The organism is Paracoccaceae bacterium, from assembly GCA_019454225.1.
Taxonomy (GTDB): domain Bacteria; phylum Pseudomonadota; class Alphaproteobacteria; order Rhodobacterales; family Rhodobacteraceae.
In genome coordinates this window covers 1,930,862-1,957,692 of record CP075370.1, presented here as the reverse complement: position 1 = coordinate 1,957,692, position 26,831 = coordinate 1,930,862, and the positions used below count along the sequence as shown (strand labels likewise).

The following is a 26,831-nucleotide window of genomic DNA, read 5'->3' as shown; positions in this document are numbered from 1 at the left end:
TGCCTCTCGGCCCCGGATCGGTGCGGGTTTTCCCGCATCCCCCCGAAACTCGTTCTACTGTGCCCGTTCCCGGCAGGCGCCTTGCCTCAGCGCATTTCCTCCACCGGTTGGACGCCAAGGATAGCAAGGCCAGCGCGGATCACAACCGCCACGGCGCGGGCAAGGGCGATTTTCGCCGCCGTTGTGGCCGGATCGCCCTCCTGCACGAAGCGCAGCGCGGGTTCGTCGTTGCCGCGGTTCCAGTGGGCGTGCAGGTCGGAGGCCAGTTCATAAAGGTAGAAGGCCACGCGATGCGGCTCGTTCCCCCTGGCCGCGATCTCGACCAGACGCGGCCATTCGGCAAGCTTCGCGATCAGTGCCAGTTCCGAAGGATGCGACAGAAGCGTGGCATCGAAGGCCGTATCCGGGCCGATCCCCGCCTCGGCCGCGCGCCGTTCGACCGACCGGATGCGCGCATGGGCATACTGGACATAGAAGACGGGGTTGTCCTTGGACTGTTCCAGCACCTTGTCGAAGTCGAAATCCAGCGCGACGTCATTCTTGCGGGTCAGCATGATGAAGCGGGTGACGTCGGCGCCGACCTCCTCCACCACGTCGCGCAGCGTGACGAACGTTCCGGCGCGCTTGGACATCTTGAACGGCGCCCCGCCCTTCCACAGCTTCACCAGCTGGATCAGCTTGATGTCCAGTGGCACGCGCCCCGCCGACAATGCCGCGACCGCCGCCTTCATCCGCTTCACGTAGCCGCTGTGATCGGCGCCGAAGATGTCGATCAGCGCATCGAAGCCGCGCTCGACCTTGTCGTAGTGGTAGGCGATGTCGGGCGCAAAATAGGTCCAGCCACCGTCGGATTTCTTGACCGGACGATCCACATCGTCGCCATGCGCGGTCGACCGGAACAGCGTCTGTTCGCGGGGCTCCCAATCCTCGGGCGTCTTGCCCTTGGGCGGTTCCAGAACGCCCTCGTAGATCAGCCCCTGTTCGCGCAGCCGCGCCAGCGCCGCCTCGATCTTGCCGGTGCCGTAAAGCGCCTTCTCGCTGGAATAGACGTCCATCGTGACACCCAGCGCCGCCAGATCCTCGCGGATCATGGCCATCATCATCCCGGTCGCGAAGTCGCGCACCTCGGCCAGCCAGAACTGCTCGCCCTTGTCGAGCAGGCTGTCGCCGTACCTTGCCTTCAGCGCCTCGCCCACGGGGATCAGGTAATCGCCGGGATAGAGGCCCTCGCGGATGTCCGGGGACAGGCCGTGCGCCTCGCGGTAGCGTTCGTAGGCCGAACGCGCCAGAACGTCGACCTGTGCGCCGCCGTCGTTGATGTAGTATTCGCGGGTGACGTTCCATCCGGCGAATGCCAGAAGGCGCGCCAGCGCATCGCCGACAACCGCGCCGCGCACATGGCCGACGTGCATCGGCCCGGTGGGGTTCGCGCTGACGAATTCGACGTTGACCCGCGCGCCGCCGCCAATAGCGGACCGCCCGAAATCCGGCCCCGCCGCCAGCACGGCGGCGACGTGGCCCTGCCACACCTCGGGCCTCAGCCGCAGATTCAGGAAACCCGGCCCTGCCACATCGGCCGCAAGGATGCGCGGGTCCGCTGCCAGCCCCGCCGCCAGCCCTTCGGCGATCTGGCGCGGCGGCAGTCCGGCGGGTTTGGCCAGCACCATGGCCGCATTGGTTGCCATGTCGCCGTGCCCTGCGTCCCGCGGCGGTTCGACCGTGATCGCGGCAATGTCCAGGCCCTGCGGCAGTTCGCCCGCCGACTGCATGGCCGCCACCTCGGCCAGCACGAGCGCACGGATTTCACTGAAAAGGTTCATGATCGCGTCCCCTGTTGCCCCCGGCATTGCCAGAGGCCCGGCGCGGGGTCAATGGCGGGCGGGTTGCCCCGGGTCAGCCCCGGCCCAGCCGGGCCTCGCGGGCGGCGCGCATGGCCGCGAAATCATCACCCGCGTGATAGGACGACCGGGTGAGCGGCGTCGCAGATACCATCAGAAAACCCTTGCCGCGTGCCGCCTGTTCGTAGGAGGCGAATTCGTCCGGCGTGACGAACCGGTCGATCCGATGATGCTTGGGCGTCGGTTGCAGGTACTGGCCGATGGTCAGGAAATCGACGTCCGCCGCGCGCATGTCGTCCATCACCTGCAGCACCGCCTGCCGGTCCTCGCCCAGGCCCACCATGATCCCCGATTTGGTGAACATGGCGGGATCAAGCTCCTTGACCCGCTGCAACAGCCGCAGCGAATGGAAGTAACGGGCTCCGGGCCGCACCTCGGGGTAAAGCCCGGGGACGGTTTCCAGGTTGTGGTTGAACACGTCCGGGCGCGCCGCAACCACGGTTTCGAGCGCCGAGGGCCCGCATTTGAGGAAGTCCGGGGTCAGAACCTCGATCGTCGTGCCGGGCGCACGGTGGCGTATGGCACGGATCGTCTGGGCGAAATGCTCCGCCCCACCGTCCGCCAGATCATCGCGGTCCACAGACGTGACGACCACATGGTTCAGGCCAAGCTGTGCCACGGCATGCGCAACGCGGCCCGGCTCGAACGCATCGAGCGTCTGCGGCCGACCGGTCGCCACGTTGCAGAAGGTGCAGCCCCGGGTGCAGATCTCGCCCATGATCATCATGGTGGCGTGGCCCTGGCTCCAGCATTCGCCGACGTTGGGGCAACCTGCCTCTTCGCAGACGGTGACGAGCTTCTGATCGCGGATGATGTCGCGCGTGGCCTTGTAGCCGTCGGAGGTCGGCGCCTTGACCCGGATCCAGGACGGCTTCCTGGGCTGGGCCTGATCGGGACGATGCGCCTTTTCGGGGTGACGGCCTTCGGGCAGCTTGAGATCGCGCAAGGAAATTCCCCCTGACACATGGCTTTTGCGGTCATAGGCTCATTCCACGGCAGGGGCAACCGGACGCCACGCCGCAACGGGCCGGAAAGGCCCGCAACATGAACGAGGGAACCATGACGAAGAAACTGATCGCCGAAGGGCTTGGGACATTGATCCTTGTGCTTTTCGGCTGCGGGTCGGCGGTGCTGATGGGCGCGCAGATCGGAATGATGGGCATCGCGCTGGCCTTCGGCCTGGCCATCGTAGCGGCGGCCTACGGCCTGGGCGCGATCTCCGGGGCGCATCTGAACCCCGCCGTATCGCTGGGCATGGTGGCAGCGGGACGCATGAACATCAGCGAGTTCGCTGGCTATGCGGCCGCGCAATGTGCGGGGGCTCTGGTCGGCGCGGCAGTCCTGCTGACCATCGCAAGCGGCAAGGCAGACTATTCGCTGGCGACAAATGGCCTGGGGCAGAACGGCTTTGGCGCCGGGTATCTTGGCGAGTACTCGCTCGGTGCGGCACTGCTGTTCGAACTGGTGATGACGTTCATCTTCGTCACCGTGATCCTCGGCGCCACCGCATCGGGTGCCCCGGGCGCCATGGCCGGGCTGGCCATCGGGCTGACCCTGGCGGCGATCCACCTGGTCGGGATCAACGTGACCGGCGTGTCGGTGAACCCGGCCCGATCCTTCGGCCCGGCGGTTCTTGTGGGCGGCAAGGCACTGGGCGACCTGTGGGTCTTCATTGCGGCGCCACTCGCCGGGGGTGCACTGGCTGGCATTGCCTACAGGTCCGGCTTAACCCGGGCCGGGGACTGATCATCGCGGGAAGGGGCGCCAAGGCCGGCGCCCCTTTCATTCCGGCAGCGTCACATCGGCCACCACAGGATAGTGGTCGCTGGGCCATTCGCCGCCGAACCTCTGCCGCAGCACTGTGGGCGCACCCGCCGCCCGCAGCGGCCCGGCGAGCGCAATGTGATCGATCGCGGGCAACAGGTTCAGACCCCCGTTCAGGTGAAATGTGGCGCCCTGCACCGGCAGGAAGGAAAACCCCGCATCCTGCAGGATGGCCAGGGTCCGGGTTCCGGCAATATCGTTCAGGTCGCCTGCCAGGATCACCGGTTCGCCCGCCGTCAGCATCGGGGCGAGCCTTTCGGCGACCAGTGCCGCAGAGAGATGCCGGTTCGACCGGCTGCGGTGCTCGAAATGCACATTGACGACGCGGATGCGGCGCCCTCCATCCAGCGGCAGGAAATCGGCCCATGATGCGAAGGCGGGCCATGATCCGTTGAAGGTGCGGGAGTAGATCACATCGGGCGTCGTCGAAAAGAAGAACCAGCCCTGGTCCATCAGGCGCAGGCGGTCGCGCCGGTAGAAGATCGGCTGGGTCGAAGGAAAGACCCGCCAGTCACCGATCGCCGCCGCCGCATAGCCCGAGTTCCGCGCCAGCAGCCAGGCGCGGGCAATGTTGTCGCTGTCCTCGTCCCCGCCCCGAAAGCTTTCCATTTCCTGAAATGCGACGATGTCGGCACCGGTTGCCTTGAACGCCAGGTCGAGCGGTTCCCTGCGCCGGTCCCAGTCTGCCAGTGACCACGCACCCGTGGCACGGTTTGCCAGGATATAGTGGACGTTCAGCGTCGCGACGCGCAGCGCGCCGTCCGGACGCGGCGGCAGGGCCGGGTTGCCCGATTGCGCCACATGCAGCCCGCAGGCGACCAGCGCCAGCGCCGCCAGCACCAGGAGCATGCCCTTCGCGATCCGGCGCATCGCCGCCTCCCCTCGAGTCAAGGCGGGCTCGGCATCATGCCGACGGACCGCCTACCACCCCATCGACTTGCGCAGCATGTTGACCGCGACGATCAGAATGAACACCGCGAATATGCGCTTCAGCCGCCCCGCGTCCATGCGATGTGCCAGCCGCGCGCCCCAGGGCGTGGTGATCATCGTGGTTCCGATCACCGCCAGGAAGGCCGGAATGTTCACCGCGCCCACGGTCATCGGCGGCGGTTGCGCCACCGACACGAACAGGAACCCCGCGACAGCGGGCACCGCGATGACCAGGCCCAGCCCCGCCGCCGTGCCGATGGCGCGATGGATCGCCATGCCGTGCAGGGTCATCAGCGGCACGCCGAATGTGCCGCCTCCGATGCCCATCAGAACCGCAACATAGCCCAGGGCGCCGCCATAGCCGTAGAGCCGCGCTCCACTGGGCATCGCCGCCGCAAGTCGCCACTGCGCCCGACCAAACGCGAGATACAGCCCGGCGATCATCGCCAGGACACCGAACACCGCCTGCAGGGTCTCGGTCCGAAGCTCCATCGCGGTTGCCGTTCCGAGCACCGCGCCCAGCACAACGGCGGGCGATATCTGACGCAGCAGGCCACGGTCGACCGCACCCCGCGCATCATGCAGACGCACCGAGCGGAGGGACGAGAACACGATCGTTGCCAGAGAGGTGCCAAGGCAGACCTGCATCAGTCCCGGCCCATCGTAGCCGAGATGGGAAAAGGCGAACAGGAAGGCCGGCACCAGAACGATGCCCCCCCCGACACCCAGCAGCCCGGCGATGACCCCCGCCGCGCCGCCGATGACAAGCAGGAAAGCCAGCATGGGCAGAAGTTCGGCTAGTGCGGGCATGGCGGGGCTTTCACGGCTTTCGTACCCGTCTAGCGCGGCACGCAGGTGGGGGGAAGTGGCCGGGACGCGGGCGTTTCCATTGGCGCCGTGCCGGACGGCACGGGCGGCGGCGCATGACGGCAGGACGGGACAGGCAAGGGATGCACGCGGCCCCCCGGCTCCGGTGGCCTGGACATGGCTGCGCGGACGTCAGGCCGCAGCCTGCACGACCTGCCCCAGGGCCGCGTCATACACCTCGATCCCGCCGCGCGCGGCCCCCTCCGACAGCATCCGCCGCCAACCTCGTGCGCCCGGGCGACCGGAAAAGAGCCCCAGCATGTGCCGCGTCACCTGATGCAACCGCCCGCCGTTCGCCATGTGGTCGGTGATGTAGGACCGCATCCTTCGTGCCACGTCAAAGGGATCGGGGGCATGGTCCTCACCCCAGAGCGCATCGGCCCCGATCAGGACCGAGGCGGGATCGTGATAGGCCGCACGCCCGATCATCACGCCGTCGATGCCCTGCGCCAGCAGGTCGCGGGCCTGCGCAAGGCTGGTCACCCCGCCGTTGAGGCAGATCGTCAGCTGCGGGAACTCCCGCTTCATTCGGAACACCAGCGCATGGTCGAGGGGCGGAATCTCGCGGTTCTCCTTGGGTGACAGGCCTTGCAGCCAGGCCTTGCGCGCATGGATCACGAAATGCCCCACCCCGGCCGCCGAGACGTGGTGGATGAAGTCGGGCAAGGCACGTTCCGGAACCTGGTCATCAACCCCGATCCTGCATTTCACCGTGACGGGCACCGGGCTTTCCGCGATCATGGCTGCCACGCATTCGGCCACGAGCGCGGGCCGCTCCATGAGCACCGCCCCGAAGCAGCCGGACTGCACCCGATCGGAGGGGCACCCGACGTTGAGGTTGATCTCGTCATACCCCCAGTCCCGCGCAATCCGCACCGCCTGCGCCAGCTCGTCGGGATCCGATCCGCCGAGTTGCAGCGCGACGGGGTGTTCCGCCTGCGCGAAGCCCAGCAACCGCGCGCGCGGGCCGTGAATGACGGCGGGCGCGGTGACCATCTCGGTGTAAAGCATCGCGCGCCGGGTCATGCAGCGGTGGAAGGCCCGGCAATGCCGGTCCGTCCAGTCCATCATGGGCGCGACGGATAGTCTATGTGATTGATTTTCTTTCATTTTTCTTGTATCTTCAATCCGTTGGCACGCGTGATGTCCACGCCAGACTACGCCCTGCCAGCCCCGATTGTCCCCCGTTCCGACGTCTCACTGCACACATGGCGCACACGAAAATGGCCTCGATCACCAGGCTTCCCTCCGGTGCTTGCCGGGTCCAGGTCAGACGGAAGGGCCGCTGCGCGAGCGCGACGCCCCTCACGCCGTGGCGACGCCCGGAAACGGGCGCGCCAGGCCAAGACCCTGGTCGATCCGGCGCTTCCGCCCGACCGATCATCCCTCGCCCGCCTGCACGCCTTCGGTGACCTGGTTGACCTTCCCATAGCCGAAATATGCGCCGGAGGGAAACCACCCCGACGCGGTCCGGGGCGGCGCCCCTCACGCGCGATCGGATACAACGCCCCGACCACCCTGCATCCCCGCGATGGCGCCGCCGGCACCTCATCGTGAAAGCGCCGGGAAGAACCGGCTTCCGGCGGTCAAGGGCAGCATGGCGGCGCATTTCGGATCATCGCCGGCGCGCATCCCTGCCGCAAGGTCCGGCCCACCGCGCCGTCGCAGGCGGGGCTTGACGAAGACACCGATCGCACCGGTTCTGTCCCGTGCTGCCGACCTGACTCCGGGGGGGGAACCGCGGCTTGTGGTCAGGACACCCGCGTCAGATCGGCATGGTCGATCAGCAACGAGGCCTCCGCGCCCTCGGCCAGCACGGGTTCCGCGATCGGGCGCGAAACCAGAAGCTCACCCGCCCCTGTGGCCAGAAGGTATTCGGTGCGGCTGCCCAGATAGGTCGCCGACACGACGCGCGACGTCCCGCCGGGGCCGAGCCTGATACGTTCGGGCCGGATCGACACCGTGGCGGCACCATCCGCCCCCGGCACCGGGAACCGCAGGTCTCCGGCCACGAACACCCCGGCCGTGACTTCGCCGCGCAGCAGGTTCGCATCCCCGATGAAATCGGCCACGAAGGCATTCGCAGGCTGGTCGTACAACTCGCGCGGGGTTCCGATCTGGGCGATCCGGCCCTTTTCCATCACCACGATCCGGTCCGAGACGGCCAGCGCCTCCTCCTGGTCGTGCGTCACATAGACGGCGGTCAGCCCGAACCGGCGTTGCAGCGCCCGAATCTCGGCGCGCACGCGCCGCCGCAGCTTGGCATCCACATTCGACAGGGGCTCGTCGAACAGCAGGACATCCGGCTGCTGCACGATGGCGCGCGCCACCGCCACGCGCTGCTGCTGCCCGCCCGAAAGCTCGGATGGCAGGCGGTCATGCAGCCCCGACAGGCCGATCTGGTCCAGGATCGCCCGTGCCTTGTCACGCGCCGCGGCCTTGGGCAGGCCGCGGATCACGGGGCTGTAGGACACGTTGTCCAGCACGGTCATGTGCGGGAACAGCGCATAGGACTGGAACACCATCCCGACGTTGCGTTCCGATGCCGGGTCGCGGCTGACGTCGCGTCCGGCGATGATCACCTGCCCCTCGCTCGGCAGTTCCAGCCCCGCGATCAGCCGCAGCGAGGTGGTCTTGCCGCAGCCCGACGGCCCCAGAAAGGTGACCAGTTCCCCCTTGCGGATGGCAAAGCTGATGCCATCCACCGCCGTCGCGGTGCCATACCGCTTGATGACCTTGCGGAACTCGATCGCGGGGGCGGCTTCGGGGGCGGTCATCGCATCGGGTTGTGCTGTGTCGGGCATCATCGATCCTTCATTCCGCAGGCTGGGCGATGCTGCCCTGCAATTCCTGCCGTCGGCCCAACTGTCGACGGCCGACCAGCGCCTGGATCGCCACGACGCACAGGACCATCACGATCATCAGCACGGCGGAATAGGCGATCGCCAGCGCGTATTCGCCATTCTCCACGCGCCCCATGATGTAGGCCGTTGCCATGTTGTGCCGCGCCGTGACCAGAAAGATCACGGCCGACACCGCCGTCATCGCGGTCACGAACGAATAGACCAGCGCGGTAAAGACAGCAGGCCGGACCAGCGGCAGAACCACGCGGCGCAGCGTGGCAAAGCCGCCCGCCCCCATCGTCTGGCTCGCCTCCTCCATGCTGCGGTCGATCTGCGCCAGCGCGGCCATGCCTGCCCGCATGCCCACCGGCATGTTGCGGAAGACAAAGCAGATGACAAGGATCGCCATGGTGCCCGTGATGTCGACCGGCGGCACATTGAAGGCCGCAACATAGGAAACGCCCACCACGGTGCCGGGAATCGCGAATGACAGCATGGTACCGAATTCGAAGGCGCGCTTGCCCGCGAAATCCTGCCGCGCGATCAGCCAGGCCGCCAGGATGCCGACGATGGTGGTCAGCGGGGCCGCCACGCCCGACACCCACAGCGTGGTGATCATCGAGTTCCAGGCCGACCCGTAAAGCCGCAGCCCCTCGGCACCGATCTCGAAAGAGAATGCCGTCCACAGATGGGCGATGGTGGGTGACAGGTCCATCCGCGCCACGTCCTTGACGAACCCGCCGCCGATCACGATGGCATAGACGCCGATCGTGAACAGGACCCAGGGCACGATCACGGCCACGACGGCAATCTTCACCGGGCGCGGCAGCGGCGCGGCAAGGCCCGCATCGGACTTGCCGGTCACCGTCACATAGCTCTTGCGGCCCAGCCAGCGCATCTGCAGCCAGAACGCGATCATGGTCAGCGCCAGCAGCACCATGGCCAGCGTAGCGGCATTCGACAGGTCATAGCGGGCGCCCACGACGGCGAAATAGATCTTGGTGGACAGCACGTCATAGCCGCCGCCCAGCACGATGGGGTTCCCGAAATCCGCAAGGCTTTCGATGAAGGCCAGCAGGAACGCCGCCGCCAGACCGGGCCGCAGCAGCGGCCATGTGACCGTGCGGAAGGTGGCAAAAGACCGCGCGCCCAGCGTCTTCGACGCTTCCTCCAGCGTTGGATTGATCGCTTCGATCGTGCCCAGGAGCACCAGGAATGTCACCGGCGCGAAGGCCAGAACCTGCGCCATCAGGATGCCCGGCAGACCATAGACCCACCGGGTCGGACGCACGTCGAACACCTCGGCGCCGAACTGTGTCAGGACGCCCGTGCGCCCGAACAGCACGATGATCGCGACGCCCACGACGAAGGGCGGCGTGATGATCGGCAGGATCGAGATCGCCCGCAGCGCGCGCTTGAACCGCACATCGGTGCGCGCCACCAGCATCGCAAGCGCCAGGCCCAGCAGTGTGGAAAAGAACGCGGCCAGCACCCCCAGAACGACGGTGTTCACCACCACCCCGCAGCGCAGGCCCGATCCGGTAAAGCAGGACAGCCCCCACAGGTCCGGCGCCGCAAGCCGCGCGAGGAATGGCCCGAACGAAAGGCGGCCCTCATCGTCCATAAAGGCCGCAGCACCCAGCTTGACGATGGGAAACAGCACGAAGGCCGACAGCAGCGCCACGACAAAGACCACCGCGCCCGCAGGAAACCGCTCTCCCCGGCAGAAGCCGCGCACCGCCAGAACCTCGGCCAGCAGGCCAAGCAGCGCGATTGCCGCAAGAAATCCCCCCGGCCCCAGCCCGGGCTGGCCCTGCAGTGCGGCCGGGAACAGCACCTCGATCCCCGGAACCGCCGGGCCGCGCAGCCCCACCGCAAAGCCCTGCAGCACCAGCAGCGCAAGCCCCGCCACCACCAGCGGCATCGCTGCCGGACCGCGCGACCAGTGACGCCCCGCCGCCGCCAGGCCGCAAAGCGCCGCCGTCACCGCGACCAGCGGCAAAAGCCACGCCCGGCCCGCCAGCCCTTCGGCCAGTGCCGACGCAAGAGGCACGGACGCCAGCCCCGCCCCCTTGAACCAGGGCAGCAGACCGACGCCAGCCACCAGAAGGACGAGCCAGATCACCCCGGCTCGCCCTGTGTTGCTGGAATAGCCCGCGATCACTTCGGCAGCGAACCGATCTCGGCATCCGACCGGGCCAGCAGCCGGGTGCGTTCGTCGCTCGACCCGAACTTTGCGAAGTCGTAGTCGATCAGCTTGATGTCGGCCAGTTTCGGCGCCTCCGGCGGGGTGGCCGCGTTCTTGTTCGAGGGCACCTGGAAGCTCTTGGCAGTGGCGCCCAGTTCCTGCGCGGCCGCCGACAGCGCCCAGTCATACCATTTCTTCGCGTTGTCCGGGTTCGGACCGCCCTTGATCAGCGACATCGAGCCGACCTCATAGCCCGTGCCCTCGCAGGGGGCGACGGTCACGATGGGGGCGCCGTCAACCGCCTGGGTCACCGCGTCATGCATGAACACGATGCCGACCGCCGTTTCGCCGGTCGCCGCAGCACGGATCGGTGCCGATCCCGACTGGGTGTATTGGCTGACATTCTGGTGAAGCTTGGCCATGAAGGCAAAGGCTTCGTCCTCGCCCATCAACTGAACGAAGGTGGCCAGCATCGTGTAGGCCGTACCCGACGAATTCGGGTTCGCCACCTGCACGTCATCCTTGAACCGCGCGTCGATCAGATCGGCCCAGCAGGCCGGGGGGTTCTCGGTCACAAGCTCCGAGTTGTAGCCAAATCCAAGCCCGCCCGCATAGATGCCCACCGTGCGATAGCCGGCCGTCTCGGCCTGGGACAGCGCCCAGGGTTGCAGGTCGGCCAGCATGGGCGAGCGGTATTCCTCGGTCAGCCCTTCCTGCGCCGCCTGCAGATGCGGATCGCCGGTGCCACCCCACCACACGTCGCCGCGGGGCTGGCCTTCCTCGGCCTTGATCTGCGCATAGGTCTCGCCGCTCGACTTGCGGGTCATCAGCACATTGACGCCGGTCTCGCGGGTGAACGCCTCCGACATCACCCGGCACCATTCCTCCTGCACCGAGCAGTAAAGCACCAGTTCGTTCGACTGCGCCTGCGCGCCGGTTGCGGCAAGAAGGCCCAGCGCGGTGGACCCGGCCAGCAGCATTGTGCGACGTTCCATGACTCTCTCCCATCAGGTTGCTGTCGCGGCACTTAGGGGCCGCTTGTGACAGGACGGTGAAACGTCTGCAGGCAATTCGTCAAGCCCGGATCAAGGAATGCGCCCATCTCCTGCCGCCGGGCCGCGATTCCCGGGGTTCGAGCTGCCGCTGGACAGGGAATGTAACGATTTGATGAAACCGCGCTGCGACATTCTCGGCATGCGGACATGGCAAGGGCGCGGGCGGTTGCCCGCCCGCGCCCCTGCCAGCGACCTGCGGTCAGGCCAGATCGAACCTGTCGGCGTTCATCACCTTGGTCCAGGCCGCAACAAAGTCGCGCACGAACTTGCCGCCGTTGTCGGCCTGGCCATAGACCTCGGCCAGCGCGCGCAGTTGCGAGTTCGACCCGAACACAAGGTCCACCCGCGTGCCCGTCCACTTCACCGTGCCGGTCGCGCGGTCGCGGCCCTCGAACAGCGTCTCGGCCTCCGACACGGCGCTCCATACCGTCCGCATGTCCAGCAGGTTGACGAAGAAATCGTTCGTCAGCACACCCTCGCGCGACGTGAACACACCATGCTTCGCACCGCCCGCGTTCGCGCCGAGCACCCGCAAGCCGCCCACCAGCACCGTCATCTCGGGCGCGGTCAGCGTCAGCAGTTGCGCCCGGTCGACCAGCATCTCCTCGGCCGTCACCGCAAACTCGGCGCGCTGCCAGTTGCGGAACCCGTCCGCCTCGGGTTCGAGCGCCGCGAAGCTCTCGACGTCGGTCTGCGCCTGCGTCGCGTCGGTGCGTCCCGGGGCGAAGGGCACGGTCACCGCATGGCCTGCGGCCTTTGCCGCCGCCTCGACGGCCGCCGCACCGCCCAGCACGATCAGATCGGCGAGCGATATCTTCTTGCCGCCGGCCTGCGCCGCATCGAAGCGGGCCTTGATCCCCTCCAGCACCGCCAGCACGCGGGCAAGACGGTCAGGTTCGTTCACCGCCCAGTCCTTCTGCGGGGCCAGCCGGATGCGCGCGCCGTTCGCGCCGCCCCGCTTGTCCGATCCCCGGAAGGTCGAGGCCGAGGCCCAGGCGACCGATACGAGATCGGCCACCGACAGGCCCGAATCAAGGATCATGACCTTCAGCGCCGCGACATCGATCGCATCGACCAGCGGATGATCCACGGCCGGCACCGGATCCTGCCAGATCAGGTCTTCGGCCGGCACCTCGGGGCCCAGATACCGCACCTTCGGGCCCATGTCGCGATGCGTCAGCTTGAACCAGGCCCTGGCGAAGGCATCGGCGAACTGGTCGGGGTTCTCGTGGAACCGCTTCGAGATGGGGCCATAGATCGGGTCCATCTTCATCGCCATGTCGGCCGTCGTCATCATCGGACGATGCATCTTCGAGGGATCATGCGCGTCCGGCACCATGTGCTCGGGCGCCACGTCCTTCGCCAGCCACTGCCACGCGCCGGCGGGGCTCTTCACCAGTTCCCAGTCATGGCCCAGCAGCATGTCGAAATAGCCCATGTCCCAGCGGATCGGATTCGGCGTCCAGGCGCCCTCGATCCCGCTGGTGATGGCGTCGCCCGCCTTGCCGCTGCCATAGCTCGACAGCCAGCCAAGGCCCTGCGCCGTGATCCCGGCACCTTCCGGCTCCCGCCCCACAAGCGCCGCGTCCCCGGCGCCATGGCACTTGCCGAAGGTGTGCCCCCCGGCCGCCAGCGCCACGGTTTCCTCGTCGTCCATCGCCATGCGCGCAAAGGTCTCGCGGATGTCGCGGCCCGACGCGACCGGATCGGGTTTGCCGTTGGGACCTTCGGGATTGACGTAGATCAGGCCCATCTGCACCGCGGCCAGCGGGTTTTCCAGTTCCCGCTCGCCCTTGTAGCGGGCATCGCCCAGCCAGGTGTCCTCGGCGCCCCAGTAGATGTCCTCCTCGGGCTCCCACACGTCGGCGCGGCCGCCGCCGAAGCCGAAGGTCTTGAACCCCATGGATTCCAGCGCGACGTTCCCGGTCAGGATCATCAGGTCGGCCCAGGAAATTGCGTTGCCGTACTTCTGCTTGATCGGCCAAAGCAGGCGCCGCGCCTTGTCGAGGTTCGCGTTGTCCGGCCAGCTGTTCAGCGGTGCAAAGCGCTGCGTGCCCGACGAAGCGCCCCCCCGCCCGTCGCCCGTGCGGTAGGTGCCGGCCGAATGCCATGCCATCCGGATGAACAGCGGGCCATAGTGGCCCCAGTCGGCGGGCCACCAGTCCTGACTGTCGGTCATCAGCGCGTGCAGGTCACGCTTCAGCGCCTGATAGTCCAGCTTCGCGAACGCCTCCGGATAGCTGAACGCCTGCCCCATGGGGTCGGACAGGGACGAATTCTGGTGCAGGATTCGCAGGTTGAGCTGGTTCGGCCACCAATCGCGGTTGGACCGCGCCGCAAACGTCGCCTGCTTTGCCGTGCCGTGCATCACCGGGCACTTGCCCGCGTCATTTCCGTCCATGTCTTGCTCCGATCGTGGCTGGTTCGATACCCGGGGTCGCAACGGCCGCGATGCCCGGCGGGCGCCACGCAGGGCGGCGTCCGCAGCGGCTCGGCATCCCGTCGCCATGGAGGATGGTCTAGCAAACTCGCACGATTAGTTTAAGTTGAATCTCCTGATTGATGCGATAACTAATACTGATGAGAAGCCCGACACTGAAACAGTTGCGCTACTTTGAATCCGTTGCCCGCCACGGCCATTTCGGCCGCGCCGCCGAAACCTGCGCGATCTCGCAGCCCGCCCTGTCGATGCAGATCAAGGAACTTGAGCAATCGCTCGGCACCGCGCTTTTCGAACGCGGCGCGCGGCAGGTCACGCTCACCCCTTTCGGCGAGGCTTTCGCGCCGCGCGCCCGCGACATCCTGCGGTCGGTCGACGAACTGGCCGATCTTGCCCGCGCGGCCCGCGACCGGCTGGCGGGCCAACTGCGCATCGGCGTGATCCCGACCGTCGCGCCCTACCTTCTGCCCACGATCATGGGAAACCTGACACGCAGCTTTGCCGGGCTCGACATCCATCTGCGCGAAACGGTGACGCCGCGGCTGTTGCAGGAACTGGCCGAGGGGCGGCTCGACACCGCCATCGTCGCGCTTCCGGTATCGGAGCCCTCGCTGACCGAGGTCGCGCTGTTCGCCGAGGAGTTCGTGCTGGTGCGTCCTGCGGCCGATGCGGCCCGGCCCGTGCCCAGCCGCGAGACGCTGCGCGAGATGCGGCTTCTGCTGCTCGAGGAAGGCCATTGCTTCCGCGATCAGGCGCTGTCCTTCTGCAACCTCACGCCGGGACCGCCGCGCGAGATCCTTGACGGCAGTTCGCTGTCCACGCTGGTCCAGATGGTCGGCGCGGGCATCGGCGTCACGCTGATCCCCGACATGGCGGTCGCGGTCGAAACCCGGTCCGCCCCCGTCTCGGTCGCCCGCTTCGGCGATCCGCGCCCGACCCGCACGATCGGCATGGTCTGGCGCCGCACCACGCCGCTCGCCGCGCAGATGGCCCGCATCGCCGACGTCGTGCGCGAATCTGCGGTCGGCCTGCGCGCAGCCTCCCCGTCCGGGTCCTGACCCCCCTGTGGCCCCGGCGCGACGCGGGCCGGGCCGATCTGCGGTTTCCCGGTTGACGGCGCGGCGCGCTTTGCCGACCAGATGGCGCCAGTTCGCCAGGGCAGAGGTAGGCAGGCAATGCGCATCGCCATGATCGGCACGGGTTATGTGGGGCTCGTCTCGGGCGTCTGCTTCTCGGACTTCGGGCACGAGGTCATCTGCGTGGACCGCGACGCTGCCAAGATCGACCGCCTGAAGCGCGGCGAGATCCCGATCTACGAGCCCGGGCTTGACCTGCTTCTGGCCCGCAATGCGACTGCCGGACGCCTGGCCTTCACGACCGATCTGGCCGAGGCCGTGGCCGGCGCCGATGCGGTGTTCATCGCCGTCGGCACACCGACCCGTCGCGGCGACGCCCATGCCGACCTGACCTATGTGATGGCCGCGGCCGCCGAGATCGCCCGGGCGCTGACCGGCTATGCCGTGATCGTCACGAAATCCACCGTCCCGGTCGGCACCAACCGCAAGGTCGCCGAGGCGATCCGCGCCGCCAATCCGCAGGCCAGCTTCGACATCGCCTCGAACCCCGAATTCCTGCGCGAGGGCGCGGCCATCGACGATTTCATGCGCCCCGACCGCGTGATCATCGGCATCGACAGCGCCCGCGCCCGCGCCGTGATGTCCGACATCTATCGCCCGCTGTTCCTGCGCGACTTCCCGATCGTGTTCACCGATTTCGAAAGCGCCGAGGTCATCAAGTACGCAGCCAACGCCTTTCTGGCCACCAAGATCAGCTTCATCAACGAAATCGCCGCGCTGTGCGAACGGGTCGGCGCCGATGTCAAGTCGGTGGCCAAGGGCATCGGCCTCGACGGCCGCATCGGAAACAAGTTCCTGCATGCCGGGCCGGGCTATGGCGGTTCGTGTTTCCCCAAGGATACCAAGGCGCTGGCCCGCATCGGGCAGGAGCACGCGGTGCCCATGCAGATCACCGAGACGGTGATCCGTGTCAACGAGGGGGTGAAGGCCCGCATGACCGAAAAGATCGTCGACGCCTGCGGCGGCTCGGTCAATGGCAAGCGGCTGGCGGTGCTGGGCGTCACCTTCAAGCCGAACACCGACGACATGCGCGACGCGCCGTCGCTGACCATCGTTCCCGCCCTTGTCGGCGCGGGCGCGAAGGTCGGCGTGGTCGACCCGCAGGGCCGGCGCGAGGGCGTCGCACTGCTGCCGGGCGTCGAATGGATCGACGATCCCTACGCCGCCGCCGCCGGGGCCGAGGCGCTGATCATCCTGACCGAGTGGAACGAATTCCGCGCGCTCGACCTGCGCAGGCTGGCCGCGTCGATGTCGACCGCCCGGATGGTCGACCTGCGCAACGTCTATGACCCGCAGGACGCGCGCGACGCGGGCTTCGTCCACTATGAAGGCGTCGGGCGCCCGCAGGCGGCTCCCGCCGCCTGACGGCCCCGAACCGCCGCCCGGGCATCCGGCGGTTCAGTGCTTCACCATCACGTGCCGGACGACGGTATAATCCTCCAGCGCGTAGGAGGACATGTCCTTGCCATAGCCAGACTGCTTCAGCCCGCCATGCGGCATCTCGTTGACCAGCATGAAATGCGTGTTCACCCAGGTGCAGCCATAGCGCAGGCGCGCCGCCGTCGCCATCGCGCGGCCCACGTCCCGTGTCCAGACCGAACTGGCAAGGCCGTAGTCGCTGTCATTGGCCCAGTCCACCGCCTGTTCGACATCGGCAAAGGGCGTGACCGACACCACCGGCCCGAACACCTCGCGCCGCACGATCTCGTCCTCCTGCCGCGCCCCGGCGATCACCGTGGGGCGATAGTAGAACCCGCTGTCCATCCGCATCCCGCCCGTGGTGATCTCGATATGCGGCAGTTCGCGTGCGCGCTCCACAAAGCTTGCGACCCGGTCGCGCTGCCGCAGGCTGATCAGCGGGCCGATCTCGTTGACCGTATCGTCATCGTCGGCCAGCGCGATGGTCGAGACCGCCGCCGTCAGGTCCGCCACCAGCCGGTCATAGATGCCCTTGCCCGCATAGATGCGGCAGGCCGCCGTGCAGTCCTGCCCGGCGTTGTAATAGCCGAAGGCGCGCAGCCCCTCGACCACGGCACCCACGTCGGCATCGTCGAACACGACGACCGGCGCCTTGCCGCCCAGTTCCAGATGGGTGCGCTTCACCCCGCGCGCCGCCGCATCGAGGATCTTCCTGCCTGTCGCCACGTCGCCGGTCAGGCTGATCATGTCGATGCCCGGATGCGCGATCAGCGCCTGGCCCACCGTATGCCCCCGGCCCGTGACCACGTTCACCACCCCCTCGGGCAGGACCTCGGCCAGCACGCGGGCCAGTTTCAGCGCGGTGAAGGGGGTCTGCTCGGACGGCTTGAACACCACCGTGTTGCCCCCGGCGATGGCGGGCGCGATCTTCCAGGCCATCATCATCAGCGGATAGTTCCAGGGCGCGATGCTGGCGACCACGCCCACCGCATCGCGGCGGATCATGCTGGTATGTCCCGGCAGGTATTCGCCCCCCACCTGGCCGTGCATCGTGCGCACGGCCCCGGCAAAGAACCGGAAGCAATCGACGACGGCGGGGATTTCATCGTTGGTGGCCGCGTTGATCGGCTTGCCGCAGTTCAGCGCCTCCAGCGCCGCAAATCCGGCGGCCTCGGCCTCGATCCGGTCCGCGATGCGCAGCAGGGCCGTCGCGCGCTCGCCCGGTGTGGTGCGCGACCAGGCCGGAAAGGCCGCCCGCGCCGCCGCCACGGCCCGATCCACCTGCCCGCCCGAGGCTTCCGGCACCTCGACGATCAGATCACCGGTGCGCGGGTTCAGAACCGGCTCGGGCGCATCCTGCCCGGTCTCGAAATCCTTTCCGATCAGCAGTTCAAGGTCCATGGCGGTCATCGCGCGTCCTCCCCTCGCATTGCGTTCACTTGCCCCCGCCGGCGGTATCCGACCCGCCGCGCGTCAGGTAATAGGCCAGCAGGATCGGCACGAAGGTCACGGCAAAGACCACGATCGCCACGACATTCGTCACCGGCCGCTGCCGCGGCCGCACCAGTTCGTTCAGCATCCAGATCGGCAGGGTCGATTGCTGCCCCGCCGTGAAGGTGGTCACGATCACCTCGTCGAAGGACAGCGCGAAGGCCAGCATTCCCCCCGCCAGCAGCGCCGACCCCAGGTTCGGCAGCAGCACGTGGCGGAAGGTCTGGAACGCATTGGCCCCCAGGTCGGCGCTGGCCTCCATGATCCCGCCCGACAGCCGGCGCAGCCGTGCCACCGCGTTGTTGTAGACGATCACGATGCAGAAGGTCGCGTGGCCCAGCACGATGGTCCAGGTGCTGAACGGGATATCCATGATCGCGAAGGCCGACCGCAGCGACATGCCGGTGATCACCCCGGGCAGCGCGATCGGCAGGATGATCAGCAACGAGATCTGGTCGCGCCCGAAGAACCGCGTGCGGGCCATCGCACCCGCCACCAGCGTGCCCAGCACCATGGCCAGCGCCGTGGAAATCGCCGCCACCCGCAGCGACAGGTACAGCGGCGGCCAGATGTCGGCGCGGTTCCAGGCGACGCCGAACCATTGCGTCGTCAGCCCCGGCGGCGGAAAGGCATAGGTGCGCTCGTCCGTGGTGAAGGCGTAGAGAAAGATCAGCAGGATCGGCAGGTGCAGGAACAGCAGCCCCGCCCCCGCCGCGATCGCCAGCCCCAGCGGTGCCCGGTCAGAGCGCATCGAACGCCCCCGCCCGCCGCGCCAGCGCCAGATACACCAGCATGATCACGATCGGCACCACCGCAAAGGCGGCCGCCAGCGGCAGGTTCCCGGCCGTGCCCTGCAACTGATAGACCGTCTGCCCGATGAACCGCGCCGAGGTGCCGACGATCTGCGGGATGATGTAATCCCCCATCGTCAGCGAGAAGGTGAAGATGGACCCCGCGATCACCCCCGGCAGCGCCAGCGGCAGGATCACCGTGCGGAAGGTCTGCGACCGCGTGGCGCCAAGGTCGCTCGACGCCTCGAGCATCGACACCGGCACCCGTTCCAGCGCCGCCTGCATCGGCAGGATCATGTAGGGCAGCCAGACATAGACGAACACGATCCAGGTGCCGAGGAAGCTGGTCGACAGCGAATTGCCCCCGATCCAGGGCAGGCCCAGCACCGCGTCGAGGATCGGCGTGGTGCCGGTGGCGCCCGCCGCCCAGCCGATGATCCCCTCCTTGGCCAGGATCAGCTTCCAGGCATAGACCTTGACCAGATAGGACGACCACAGCGGCAGCATCACCCCCAGGTAGAACGCGGCCTTCCACCCGCCCCGCGCGTGGCGCGCGGCATAGTAGGCGATGGGAAAGGCGATCACCGCGCAGCCCAGCGTCACCGAGACCGCCATGGCCAGCGTCCGCAGGATGATGTCGAGGTTCTGCGCCCTGAACAGTTCGGCATAGGTCTTGAGCGTGAACTCGGGCACCACCAGGCCCGAGAATTCGTCGATCGAATAGAAGCTCTGCACCAGCAGCGCCGCCAGCGATCCCAGATAGACCAGCCCCAGCCAGACCAGCGGCGGCGCCAGCATCAGCAGCAGCAGCAGGTTGGGGCGCCGCCAGAACAGCGCGGTCAGCCGGTCGCCCGCCCCCCGTTCCGCCAGCACCGGGCCGGTCACGCGCCCCCCTCCATCACATGCAGCGCGGCGCGGTCGAAGGCCAGACCGGCCCGCGCGCCCGGCGCCGGCACCGCCCCGCCCGCCGGCACGAACACGGCCACCTCGGGCGCCTCCTCCGGCCCGTCCAGCCGCAGCGCCACCCGCGTCCCGGCGCCCAGATAGCGCGCGGCAACCACCGTCCCCGCCATCGCCGCCCCGTCCGGCGCCACCAGCCGCAGCGCCTCGGGCCGCAGGCTCGACCACGCGGGACCGCCACCCAGCAGCAGCGTCAGCGCGGGCGGCAGCACGTTCGACGAGCCCACGAAATCCGCCACGAACCGCGTGGCGGGGCGGGCATAGACCTCGTCGGGCGTGCCCACCTGCGCGATCCGCCCTTCGCTGAACACCGCCAGCCGGTCGGCCATGCTCAGCGCCTCGTGCTGGTCGTGCGTGACAAAGACAAAGGTGATGCCCAGCCGCTGCTGCAGCGCCTTCAGCTCGTCCTGCATCGCCTCGCGCAGCTTCAGATCCAGCGCGCCAAGCGGCTCGTCCAGCAGCAGCACGCGCGGCTCGTTCACCAGGGCACGGGCCAGCGCCACGCGCTGCCGCTGCCCGCCGGACAGTTGCGCGGGCTTGCGGTCGCCGTAGCCCGCCAGCTTGACCAGCGCCAGCATCTCCTCGGCCCGGGCGTGCCGGGTCGCGCGCGCCACGCCCTTGACCATCAGCCCGTAGGCCACGTTGTCCCGCACGTTCATGTGCGGGAACAGCGCATAGTCCTGGAACACGGTGTTCACGTTCCGCCGGTTGGGCGGCACCCGGCTGACATCCTGCCCGAAGATGCGGATATCTCCGCCGGTCGGCGCCTCGAAGCCCGAGATCAGCCGCAGGCAGGTCGTCTTGCCCGAACCCGACGGGCCCAGCATGGCAAAGAACGACCCCTCGGCGATGGTCAGGTCCACCCCGTCCACCGCCCGGACGGGGCCGAAATGGCGCGATACGTTGCGGAATTCGACGGCTTCGGTCATCGGAGGCCTGCGGCGTTCTGGCCCCGACGCCCGTGCCCCGGTCCCTTCCCCGCAAGGCGGAAGGTCAGGCGGCGGAACGGCCGGGTGCAGCGCATGTCACAAGGGCGGCTCCCTCCCCGGTCGCGGGGAGGGCATGGGTTCGGACCCGCGCGGCGGTCAGCGCCCGCCGATCACCCCGATATAGTCCGACACCCAGCGGTAATAGGGCACGCAGGTCCCCGCCCCCTGCGAGCAGTTGGCCACCGGCGTGGTCCAGAACCGGATCTTGTCGAAGTCGTCCAGCCCGTTCTTCGTGCAGCCCTCGGCGGTCTGCATCCCGCGCCCGTCGGTGCAGGCGGCCGGAACCGAGGGGTTGGCCCCGAACCAGACCGACAGGTCCGATTGCAGGTTCGACGCCAGCGAATGCTCCATCCACAGATAGGCACAGGTCGGGTTCGCGGCATCCACATGCATCATCGTCGTGTCGGCCCAGCCTGTCGCCCCCTCCTGCGGGATCACGCTGGCCACCGGCACCTTGTCGCCCTGCAGCAGGTTCACCTGGAACGGCCAGGTGCCGCTTGCCGCCATGCCCTCGTTCTTGAAGTCGTCCATCTGGATGAAGGCGTCGTGCCAGTAGCGCGACACCAGCGTCCGCTGCACCCGCAGCAGGTCCAGCGCCGCCTTGTACTGATCCTCGTTCAGCTCATAGGGGCTCGTGATCCCCAGTTCCGGCTTGTGGAACATCAGGTACTGCGCCGCGTCGGCAATATGGATCGGGCCGTCATAGGCCTGCACGCGCCCCTTGTTCGACTGCCCGTCGGGCAGCGTCATCTCCTCGAAGACGACGTTCCAGGACGTCGGCGGGGCATCCTTGAACACCTCGGTGTTGTACATCAGCACGTTCGGGCCCCACATGTAGGGCACGCCGTAATGCACCCCGTCGACCGTGTGCCAGGGCGCCGACTTCAGCCGGTCGTCCACCGTCGACCACGACGGCACGAGGTCGGTGTTCACCGGCTGGACCCGCTTGCCCGCCACCAGCCGCAGGCTGGCGTCGCCGCTGGCCGTCACCAGGTCGAAACCGCCCTCGTTCATCAGCGCGACCATCTCGTCCGAGGTGTTCGCCGTCTTGACATTGACCTTGCAGCCCGAGGCTTCCTCGAACTTCGTCACCCAGTCGAATTCCTTCATCGTCTCGCCGCGCTCGATGTAGCCCGGCCAGGCAACGATGTTGACCTGCCCCTCGGGCGTCCCCAGCGCGGCGATCTGCGCGGCGGCGGGGGTCACGGCAAGGGCGGTGGCAAGCAGGGTGGTCAGTGTGGACGTCATGCGCGGCATCTGGAATCTCCCTGGATTGACCGCCCGTCTTTCGGCGCGGACGGCTGGCCCGGAAACCATGAAACGCACGGCGACCTTTCGCAAATTCAAATGACAGAATGACGGTATCGGAAAAACCGATGCCTGAAATTGCGTCACCCCCCCTGCACCGCCCCCTGCGCGGTGCGCACGAAATGATGCGCGGGCGCCGACAGCGGCGCTCCCCGGCGCCAGGCCAGCCCCACCTGCACCGTCGGCAGATCGCCCGAAACGTCGCGAATCTCGATCCGGTCGCCCTCCAGCGACCAGGGCCGGTAGACCAGCCCCGGCAGCAGCGCCACCCCCGCCCCCGTCGCCACAAGCGACCGCACCGCCTCGACGCTGCGGGTGCGGAACATCACCCGGGGCGGCACCGCCATGGCCGCCATCAGCGCCCGCGTCGCCTCCTCGATCTCGTCCACCATCAGCTGGATCAGCGGATGGCTCGCCAGTTCCTCCCGCGCGATGGACTCCTGCTGCGCCAGCCCGTGCCCCAGCGGCAGCCAGAGCCGGAACGGCGACACCAGCAGCGATTCCACATGGAACGCGTGCCGGTCGCGCACCGAACTGGTCAGCAGCACCGCCACATCCAGCTCGCCCCCGATCAGCAGGTGCTGCAGATAGTCGCCGGTCTCCTCGATCACGCTCAGCTCGACCCCGGGAAACGCCCGGCGATACCGCGCCAGGATGTCCGACAGCACATAGCCCGCCACCAGGCTCGTCACCCCCAGCGACAATCGCCCGCTGGCAGGTTCGCCCTCGGCGCGGAACGCATCGCGTGCCAGCGCCACATCGCTCAGGATCTGCTGCGCATGGCGCAGGAAGGCCGCGCCGCGATGGGTGATCCGCAGGCCGCGCGCCTGCCGCTCGAACAGCGTGACGCCAAGGTCATCCTCCAGCGACCGGATCGCCTCGGTCACCGACGACTGGCTGATCGACAGCGCCCGCGCCGCGGCCGACACGCTGCCCGCCTCGGCGGCCGCGACAAAGAACTTCAGCTGGCGCAGCGTGAACGACATCGCCCTGTCCTATGCCTGCCGGCCCCCCGCCTCAAGCGCGGGCTGCGCGCGGCCGTGGCGGGCGTTTGCGCCGGGTCTGGCGGGGTTCTGCCAGAAATCTCGGCCATGATGGCCGAAACCGGTTCATCCGCCGCCGGTTTCGCGGCATCGTGCCCCCAGCCCCGAAGAGGAGAACGGGGTTCGCACAACGTCCGAAGGGAGGACCCATGACCCATCTCGTTCCGCGCGCCCTGCGCGCCGCGCTGCTTTGCGCCACCATCGTCGCGGCACCCGTGGCGGCCAAGGCCGAACAGTTCATCAACATCCTGACCGGGGGCACCTCGGGCGTCTACTATCCGATCGGCGTCGCGCTCTCGAAGGTCTATGGCGAAGGCATCCCGGGCGCCCGCACCCAGGTGCAGTCCACCAAGGCCAGCGTCGAGAACCTGAACCTGCTGCAACAGGGCAAGGGCGAATTCGCGCTGACGCTGGGCGATTCGCTGAAACTCGCCTGGGAAGGCGACGCCGACGCGGGCTTCGCGGCACCGCTGACCAAGCTGCGCGGCATCTCGGCCGCCTATCCGAACTACATCCAGATCGCGGCCAGCGCCGACAGCGGCGTCACCACGATGGCCGATCTCAAGGGCAAGTCGCTGTCGGTCGGCGCGCCGAAATCGGGCACCGAACTGAACGCCCGCGCGATCCTGACCGCTCTCGGCATGACCTATGACGATCTCGGCAAGACCGAATACCTGCCCTTCGCGGAATCGGTCGAACTGATGAAGAACCGCCAGCTTGACGCCACGCTGCAATCGGCGGGCCTCGGCGTCGCCTCGATCAAGGACCTCGCAACCTCGGTCCCGACCACCATCGTCTCGATCCCGCCCGAAGTGGCCGAGACGCTGGGCGCGCCCTACCTCGCCGCGACCATCCCGGCGGGCACCTACCAGGGCCAGACCGCCGACGTCCAGACGCTGGCCGTGGGCAACTTCTTCGTCACGCATGAGGATGTCGACGAGGAAACCGCCTACCAGATGACCAAGCTGCTGTTCGAGAACCTGCCCGAACTGGTCGCCGCGCACCAGGCCGCCCGCGCCATCAGCCGCGACGCCGCGCTCGACGGCATGCCGGTGCCGCTGCATCCGGGGGCCGAGCGGTATTACCGCGAGGTCGGCCTGATCCAGTAACGCAACCGGACGTCAACCGGGACGGGCGCAGCGGGGTGAACCCGGCGGCCCGTCCCGCCTTGCCTTGGGGAGAGGGGCGGCGATGACCGAACCGACAGCGCCGCCGGCGGCGGCCAACATGCATGACCCGCTTGCGGGGGGCTTTCCGCCCGGATCGGTCGGCCGCGTCCTGTTCTGGATCGCCGTCGCCTTCTCGGCCTTCCAGATCGCCACGGCCGCGCATCTGGTCGACTTCGCCAGCCAGATCGCCCGCGCCTTCCACGTCGGCTTCCTGATGCTGCTGGGCTTTCCGCTGCTGGCGATCGCGCGCGGCGCGGGCCCCGCGTTGCGCGCCCTTGCATGGGCGGCGGCGGCGGCGGGTGTCGCGGTCGCGGCCTACCAGTGGTGGGAATACGTGCCGCTGATCCTGCGCGCCGGCGATCCCCTGACCCGCGACGTGGTGATCGGGGCACTGGCCCTGGTTCTGGTCTTCGCCGCCGCCTGGGCGATGATGGGCCCCGCGCTGCCGGTCATCGCGGGCCTGTTTCTGGCCTATTGCTTCTTCGGCCAGCACCTGCCCTCGCCGCTGAACCACCGCGGCTATGACGTGGCGCAGGTCATCGACCACATGGCCTATGGCACCGAAGGCATCTACGGCATCCCGACCTACGTCAGTTCCACCTTCATCTTCCTGTTCATCCTGTTCGGCGCCTTCCTGGAAAAGGCGGGCATGATCCGGCTGTTCACCGACGTCAGCCTCGGCCTCGTCGGGCACCGCATGGGCGGCGCCGCCAAGGTCTCGGTGCTGTCCTCGGGGCTGATGGGCACCATATCGGGCTCGGGCGTGGCCAATGTCGTCACCACCGGCCAGTTCACCATCCCGCTGATGAAACGGTTCGGCTACCGCGCGGGCTTTGCCGGCGGGGTCGAGGCCACGGCCAGCATGGGCGGCCAGATCATGCCCCCCGTCATGGGCGCCGTCGCCTTCATCATGGCCGAGACGCTGGGCGTCGCCTATGTCGAGATCGTCCGCGCCGCCATCATCCCCGCGATCCTCTACTTCGCCGCCGCCTTCTGGATGGTGCATCTCGAGGCCGGGCGGATGAAGCTTGTCGGCCTGCCGAAATCCGAACTGCCCTCGCCCCGTGCGGCGCTGCGCGCGGGCTGGCACCTGATCCTGCCGCTGGCCGTGCTGGTCTGGCTGCTGTTCTCGGGCTACACGCCGCTCTATGCCGGGACGGCGGGCCTTGGCCTTACCGTGATGCTGATCCTCGGCGCCTCGGCCGCGCTGGGCCTGCCGCAGGGCGTTCTGCGCCTGGTGTTCTGGATCGGCCTCGGCCTGCTCGCCGCCGCCTTCCTGCAATTCGGAACGAAGGTGATGCTGGGCACGGTGGTGGCGCTGGTGGCGGCCAACGCGCTGACCCGCGGCGGGCGCGAGACGCTGGTCATCTGCCGCGACGCGCTGGCCGATGGCGCCCGCACCGCGCTGCCGGTCGGCATCGCCTGCGCGCTGGTCGGGGTGATCATCGGCACCATGACGCTGACCGGGGCCGCCAACACCTTCGGCCAGTTCATCGTGGGCGTGGGCGAAAGCAGCCTGTTCCTGTCGCTGGTCCTGACGATGATCACCTGCATCGTGCTGGGCATGGGCATCCCCACCATCCCCAACTACATCATCACCTCCTCCATCGCCGGCCCGGCGCTGCTGGAACTGGGCGTGCCGCTGATCGTCAGCCACATGTTCGTGTTCTACTTCGGCATCCTCGCCGATCTCACGCCGCCGGTGGCGCTGGCCTGCTTCGCCGCCGCGCCGATCGCCAAGGAACGCGGCCTGACCATCAGCCTCAACGCCGTCAAGATCGCGGCGGCGGGCTTCGTGATCCCCTTCATGGCGGTCTATTCCCCCGCGCTGATGCTGCAGGACGGCGGGCCGGTGGCGCAGTCCATGGGCTATGGCGCGGCGGTGGTCTATGTCGTGGCCAAGACGGCGCTGGCCATCGGTCTCTGGGGCGTGGCGGTGATCGGCTGGCTCGGGCGGCCGCTGACGCTCTGGCAGCGGTCACTTGCGATGGCGGCGGCCGGGGCGCTGGTGCTGGCCCTGCCCGCGACCGACGGGGTGGGCTTTGCCCTGGTCGCGCTGTTCGTCGCCCAGCACTACCTGATGCAGAGGGCGCGGGCGTGACCTGCCTCGTGGCGGGGGCGGCGGCGATCCTGCTGGCCGGTCCCGCCTTCACGCTCACCTGGACCCATTCGGTCGAACGCACCGAATGGCGCGAGCACTGGCGCATCGCCGAGGGCGCCCTGCATCTCGACCGCGCCGCGGTGCGCGGTTCGGGCGCGGGCATGGAACCGGGCCCCGGCGCCGTCCTGGCCGACGGCTGGTGGACCTGGTCGCCCGGACTGTCGCTGCCCGCCCTGACGCTCGCGGCCTCGGGCGCCACCGGCGCGGGCTGGCGGCTCTGCGACGCCGCGGCCTGCCACGACCTCGGCGCCGCCCCCGGCGCGCCCCTCACGCTGCGGCCCTGCCCGTGACCGCCGGGCGGCCTTTCCACCGGTGAACC

21 protein-coding genes are annotated in these 26,831 nt (G+C 68.3%); 6 read left to right on the top strand and 15 right to left on the bottom strand.

Annotated elements, in window-relative coordinates:
• Positions 1–86 precede the first annotated feature (86 nt).
• Together KF887_09315 and lipA are read right to left on the bottom strand one after the other, a co-directional pair.
• Positions 87–1,820, bottom strand: coding sequence for an arginine--tRNA ligase (locus KF887_09315; protein ID QYK43265.1), 1,734 nt, complete (start codon positions 1,818–1,820; stop codon positions 87–89).
• Between the two features lie 73 nt (positions 1,821–1,893).
• Entirely contained in the window at positions 1,894–2,844 is a 951-nt protein-coding gene (gene lipA / locus KF887_09310) for a lipoyl synthase (GenBank protein ID QYK43264.1), read from the bottom strand.
• 113 nt (positions 2,845–2,957) lie between these two features.
• On the opposite strand from lipA, the gene KF887_09305 reads away from it, so the two are divergent.
• Positions 2,958–3,644: an aquaporin gene (locus tag KF887_09305; protein ID QYK43507.1), complete on the top strand. Its 687-nt coding sequence runs from the start codon at positions 2,958–2,960 to the stop codon at positions 3,642–3,644.
• A gap of 36 nt (positions 3,645–3,680) precedes the next feature.
• Here KF887_09305 and KF887_09300 read toward each other — a convergent pair whose 3' ends face one another.
• The 7 genes from KF887_09300 to katG form a co-directional block, all read right to left on the bottom strand.
• Positions 3,681–4,592 (bottom strand): endonuclease, encoded by a 912-nt coding sequence (locus tag KF887_09300; protein ID QYK43263.1) that lies wholly within the window; start codon positions 4,590–4,592, stop codon positions 3,681–3,683.
• Positions 4,593–4,643: 51 nt separating this feature from the next.
• Positions 4,644–5,462: a sulfite exporter TauE/SafE family protein gene (locus KF887_09295; protein ID QYK43262.1), complete on the bottom strand. Its 819-nt coding sequence runs from the start codon at positions 5,460–5,462 to the stop codon at positions 4,644–4,646.
• 189 nt (positions 5,463–5,651) lie between these two features.
• Positions 5,652–6,629 carry a tRNA dihydrouridine(20/20a) synthase DusA gene (gene dusA, locus KF887_09290; GenBank protein ID QYK43261.1) on the bottom strand — a complete coding sequence of 326 codons (978 nt, stop codon included), beginning with the start codon at positions 6,627–6,629 and terminating at the stop codon, positions 5,652–5,654.
• Positions 6,630–7,270: 641 nt separating this feature from the next.
• A complete protein-coding gene (locus KF887_09285) occupies positions 7,271–8,296 on the bottom strand; it encodes an ABC transporter ATP-binding protein (protein QYK43506.1) in 1,026 nt (341 codons plus the stop codon).
• A gap of 37 nt (positions 8,297–8,333) precedes the next feature.
• On the bottom strand, positions 8,334–10,523 hold the full coding sequence (locus KF887_09280; protein ID QYK43505.1) for an iron ABC transporter permease: 2,190 nt from the start codon (positions 10,521–10,523) through the stop codon (positions 8,334–8,336).
• Positions 10,523–11,545: an ABC transporter substrate-binding protein gene (locus KF887_09275; GenBank protein ID QYK43260.1), complete on the bottom strand. Its 1,023-nt coding sequence runs from the start codon at positions 11,543–11,545 to the stop codon at positions 10,523–10,525. The genes KF887_09280 and KF887_09275 overlap by 1 nt, the downstream gene beginning before the upstream one ends.
• Before the next feature lie 259 nt (positions 11,546–11,804).
• Positions 11,805–14,006, bottom strand: a complete 2,202-nt coding sequence (gene katG, locus KF887_09270) for a catalase/peroxidase HPI (GenBank protein QYK43259.1) — start codon at positions 14,004–14,006, stop codon at positions 11,805–11,807.
• 179 nt (positions 14,007–14,185) lie between these two features.
• On the opposite strand from katG, the gene KF887_09265 reads away from it, so the two are divergent.
• On the top strand, positions 14,186–15,103 hold the full coding sequence (locus KF887_09265; GenBank protein ID QYK43258.1) for a LysR family transcriptional regulator: 918 nt from the start codon (positions 14,186–14,188) through the stop codon (positions 15,101–15,103).
• Positions 15,104–15,220: 117 nt separating this feature from the next.
• A complete protein-coding gene (locus KF887_09260; protein ID QYK43257.1) occupies positions 15,221–16,546 on the top strand; it encodes a UDP-glucose/GDP-mannose dehydrogenase family protein in 1,326 nt (441 codons plus the stop codon).
• Between the two features lie 33 nt (positions 16,547–16,579).
• Here the strand turns inward: KF887_09260 and KF887_09255 are convergent, their stop codons facing one another.
• From KF887_09255 to KF887_09230, 6 genes are all read right to left on the bottom strand, one after another.
• Positions 16,580–18,001, bottom strand: coding sequence for a gamma-aminobutyraldehyde dehydrogenase (locus KF887_09255; GenBank protein QYK43504.1), 1,422 nt, complete (start codon positions 17,999–18,001; stop codon positions 16,580–16,582).
• 34 nt (positions 18,002–18,035) lie between these two features.
• Positions 18,036–18,842: an ABC transporter permease gene (locus KF887_09250; GenBank protein ID QYK43256.1), complete on the bottom strand. Its 807-nt coding sequence runs from the start codon at positions 18,840–18,842 to the stop codon at positions 18,036–18,038.
• Positions 18,832–19,680: an ABC transporter permease gene (locus KF887_09245; GenBank protein QYK43503.1), complete on the bottom strand. Its 849-nt coding sequence runs from the start codon at positions 19,678–19,680 to the stop codon at positions 18,832–18,834. Before KF887_09245 ends, KF887_09250 begins: the two co-directional genes overlap by 11 nt.
• A gap of 83 nt (positions 19,681–19,763) precedes the next feature.
• Entirely contained in the window at positions 19,764–20,771 is a 1,008-nt protein-coding gene (locus KF887_09240; GenBank protein ID QYK43255.1) for an ABC transporter ATP-binding protein, read from the bottom strand.
• Positions 20,772–20,927: 156 nt separating this feature from the next.
• Positions 20,928–22,079: an ABC transporter substrate-binding protein gene (locus KF887_09235; GenBank protein QYK43254.1), complete on the bottom strand. Its 1,152-nt coding sequence runs from the start codon at positions 22,077–22,079 to the stop codon at positions 20,928–20,930.
• A gap of 143 nt (positions 22,080–22,222) precedes the next feature.
• Positions 22,223–23,125 carry a LysR family transcriptional regulator gene (locus KF887_09230; protein ID QYK43253.1) on the bottom strand — a complete coding sequence of 301 codons (903 nt, stop codon included), beginning with the start codon at positions 23,123–23,125 and terminating at the stop codon, positions 22,223–22,225.
• A gap of 206 nt (positions 23,126–23,331) precedes the next feature.
• Here KF887_09230 and KF887_09225 point away from each other — a divergent pair, with 206 nt between their 5' ends.
• The 3 genes from KF887_09225 (at position 23,332) to KF887_09215 (ending at position 26,802) form a co-directional block, all read left to right on the top strand.
• Positions 23,332–24,291 (top strand): TAXI family TRAP transporter solute-binding subunit, encoded by a 960-nt coding sequence (locus tag KF887_09225; protein ID QYK43252.1) that lies wholly within the window; start codon positions 23,332–23,334, stop codon positions 24,289–24,291.
• An 82-nt stretch (positions 24,292–24,373) separates the two neighbouring features.
• Complete coding sequence (locus KF887_09220) at positions 24,374–26,452, top strand: TRAP transporter permease (GenBank protein ID QYK43251.1); 2,079 nt, start codon at positions 24,374–24,376, stop codon at positions 26,450–26,452.
• Positions 26,449–26,802, top strand: a complete 354-nt coding sequence (locus tag KF887_09215) for a DUF1850 domain-containing protein (protein QYK43250.1) — start codon at positions 26,449–26,451, stop codon at positions 26,800–26,802. Before KF887_09220 ends, KF887_09215 begins: the two co-directional genes overlap by 4 nt.
• The last annotated feature ends 29 nt before the right edge of the window (positions 26,803–26,831 follow it).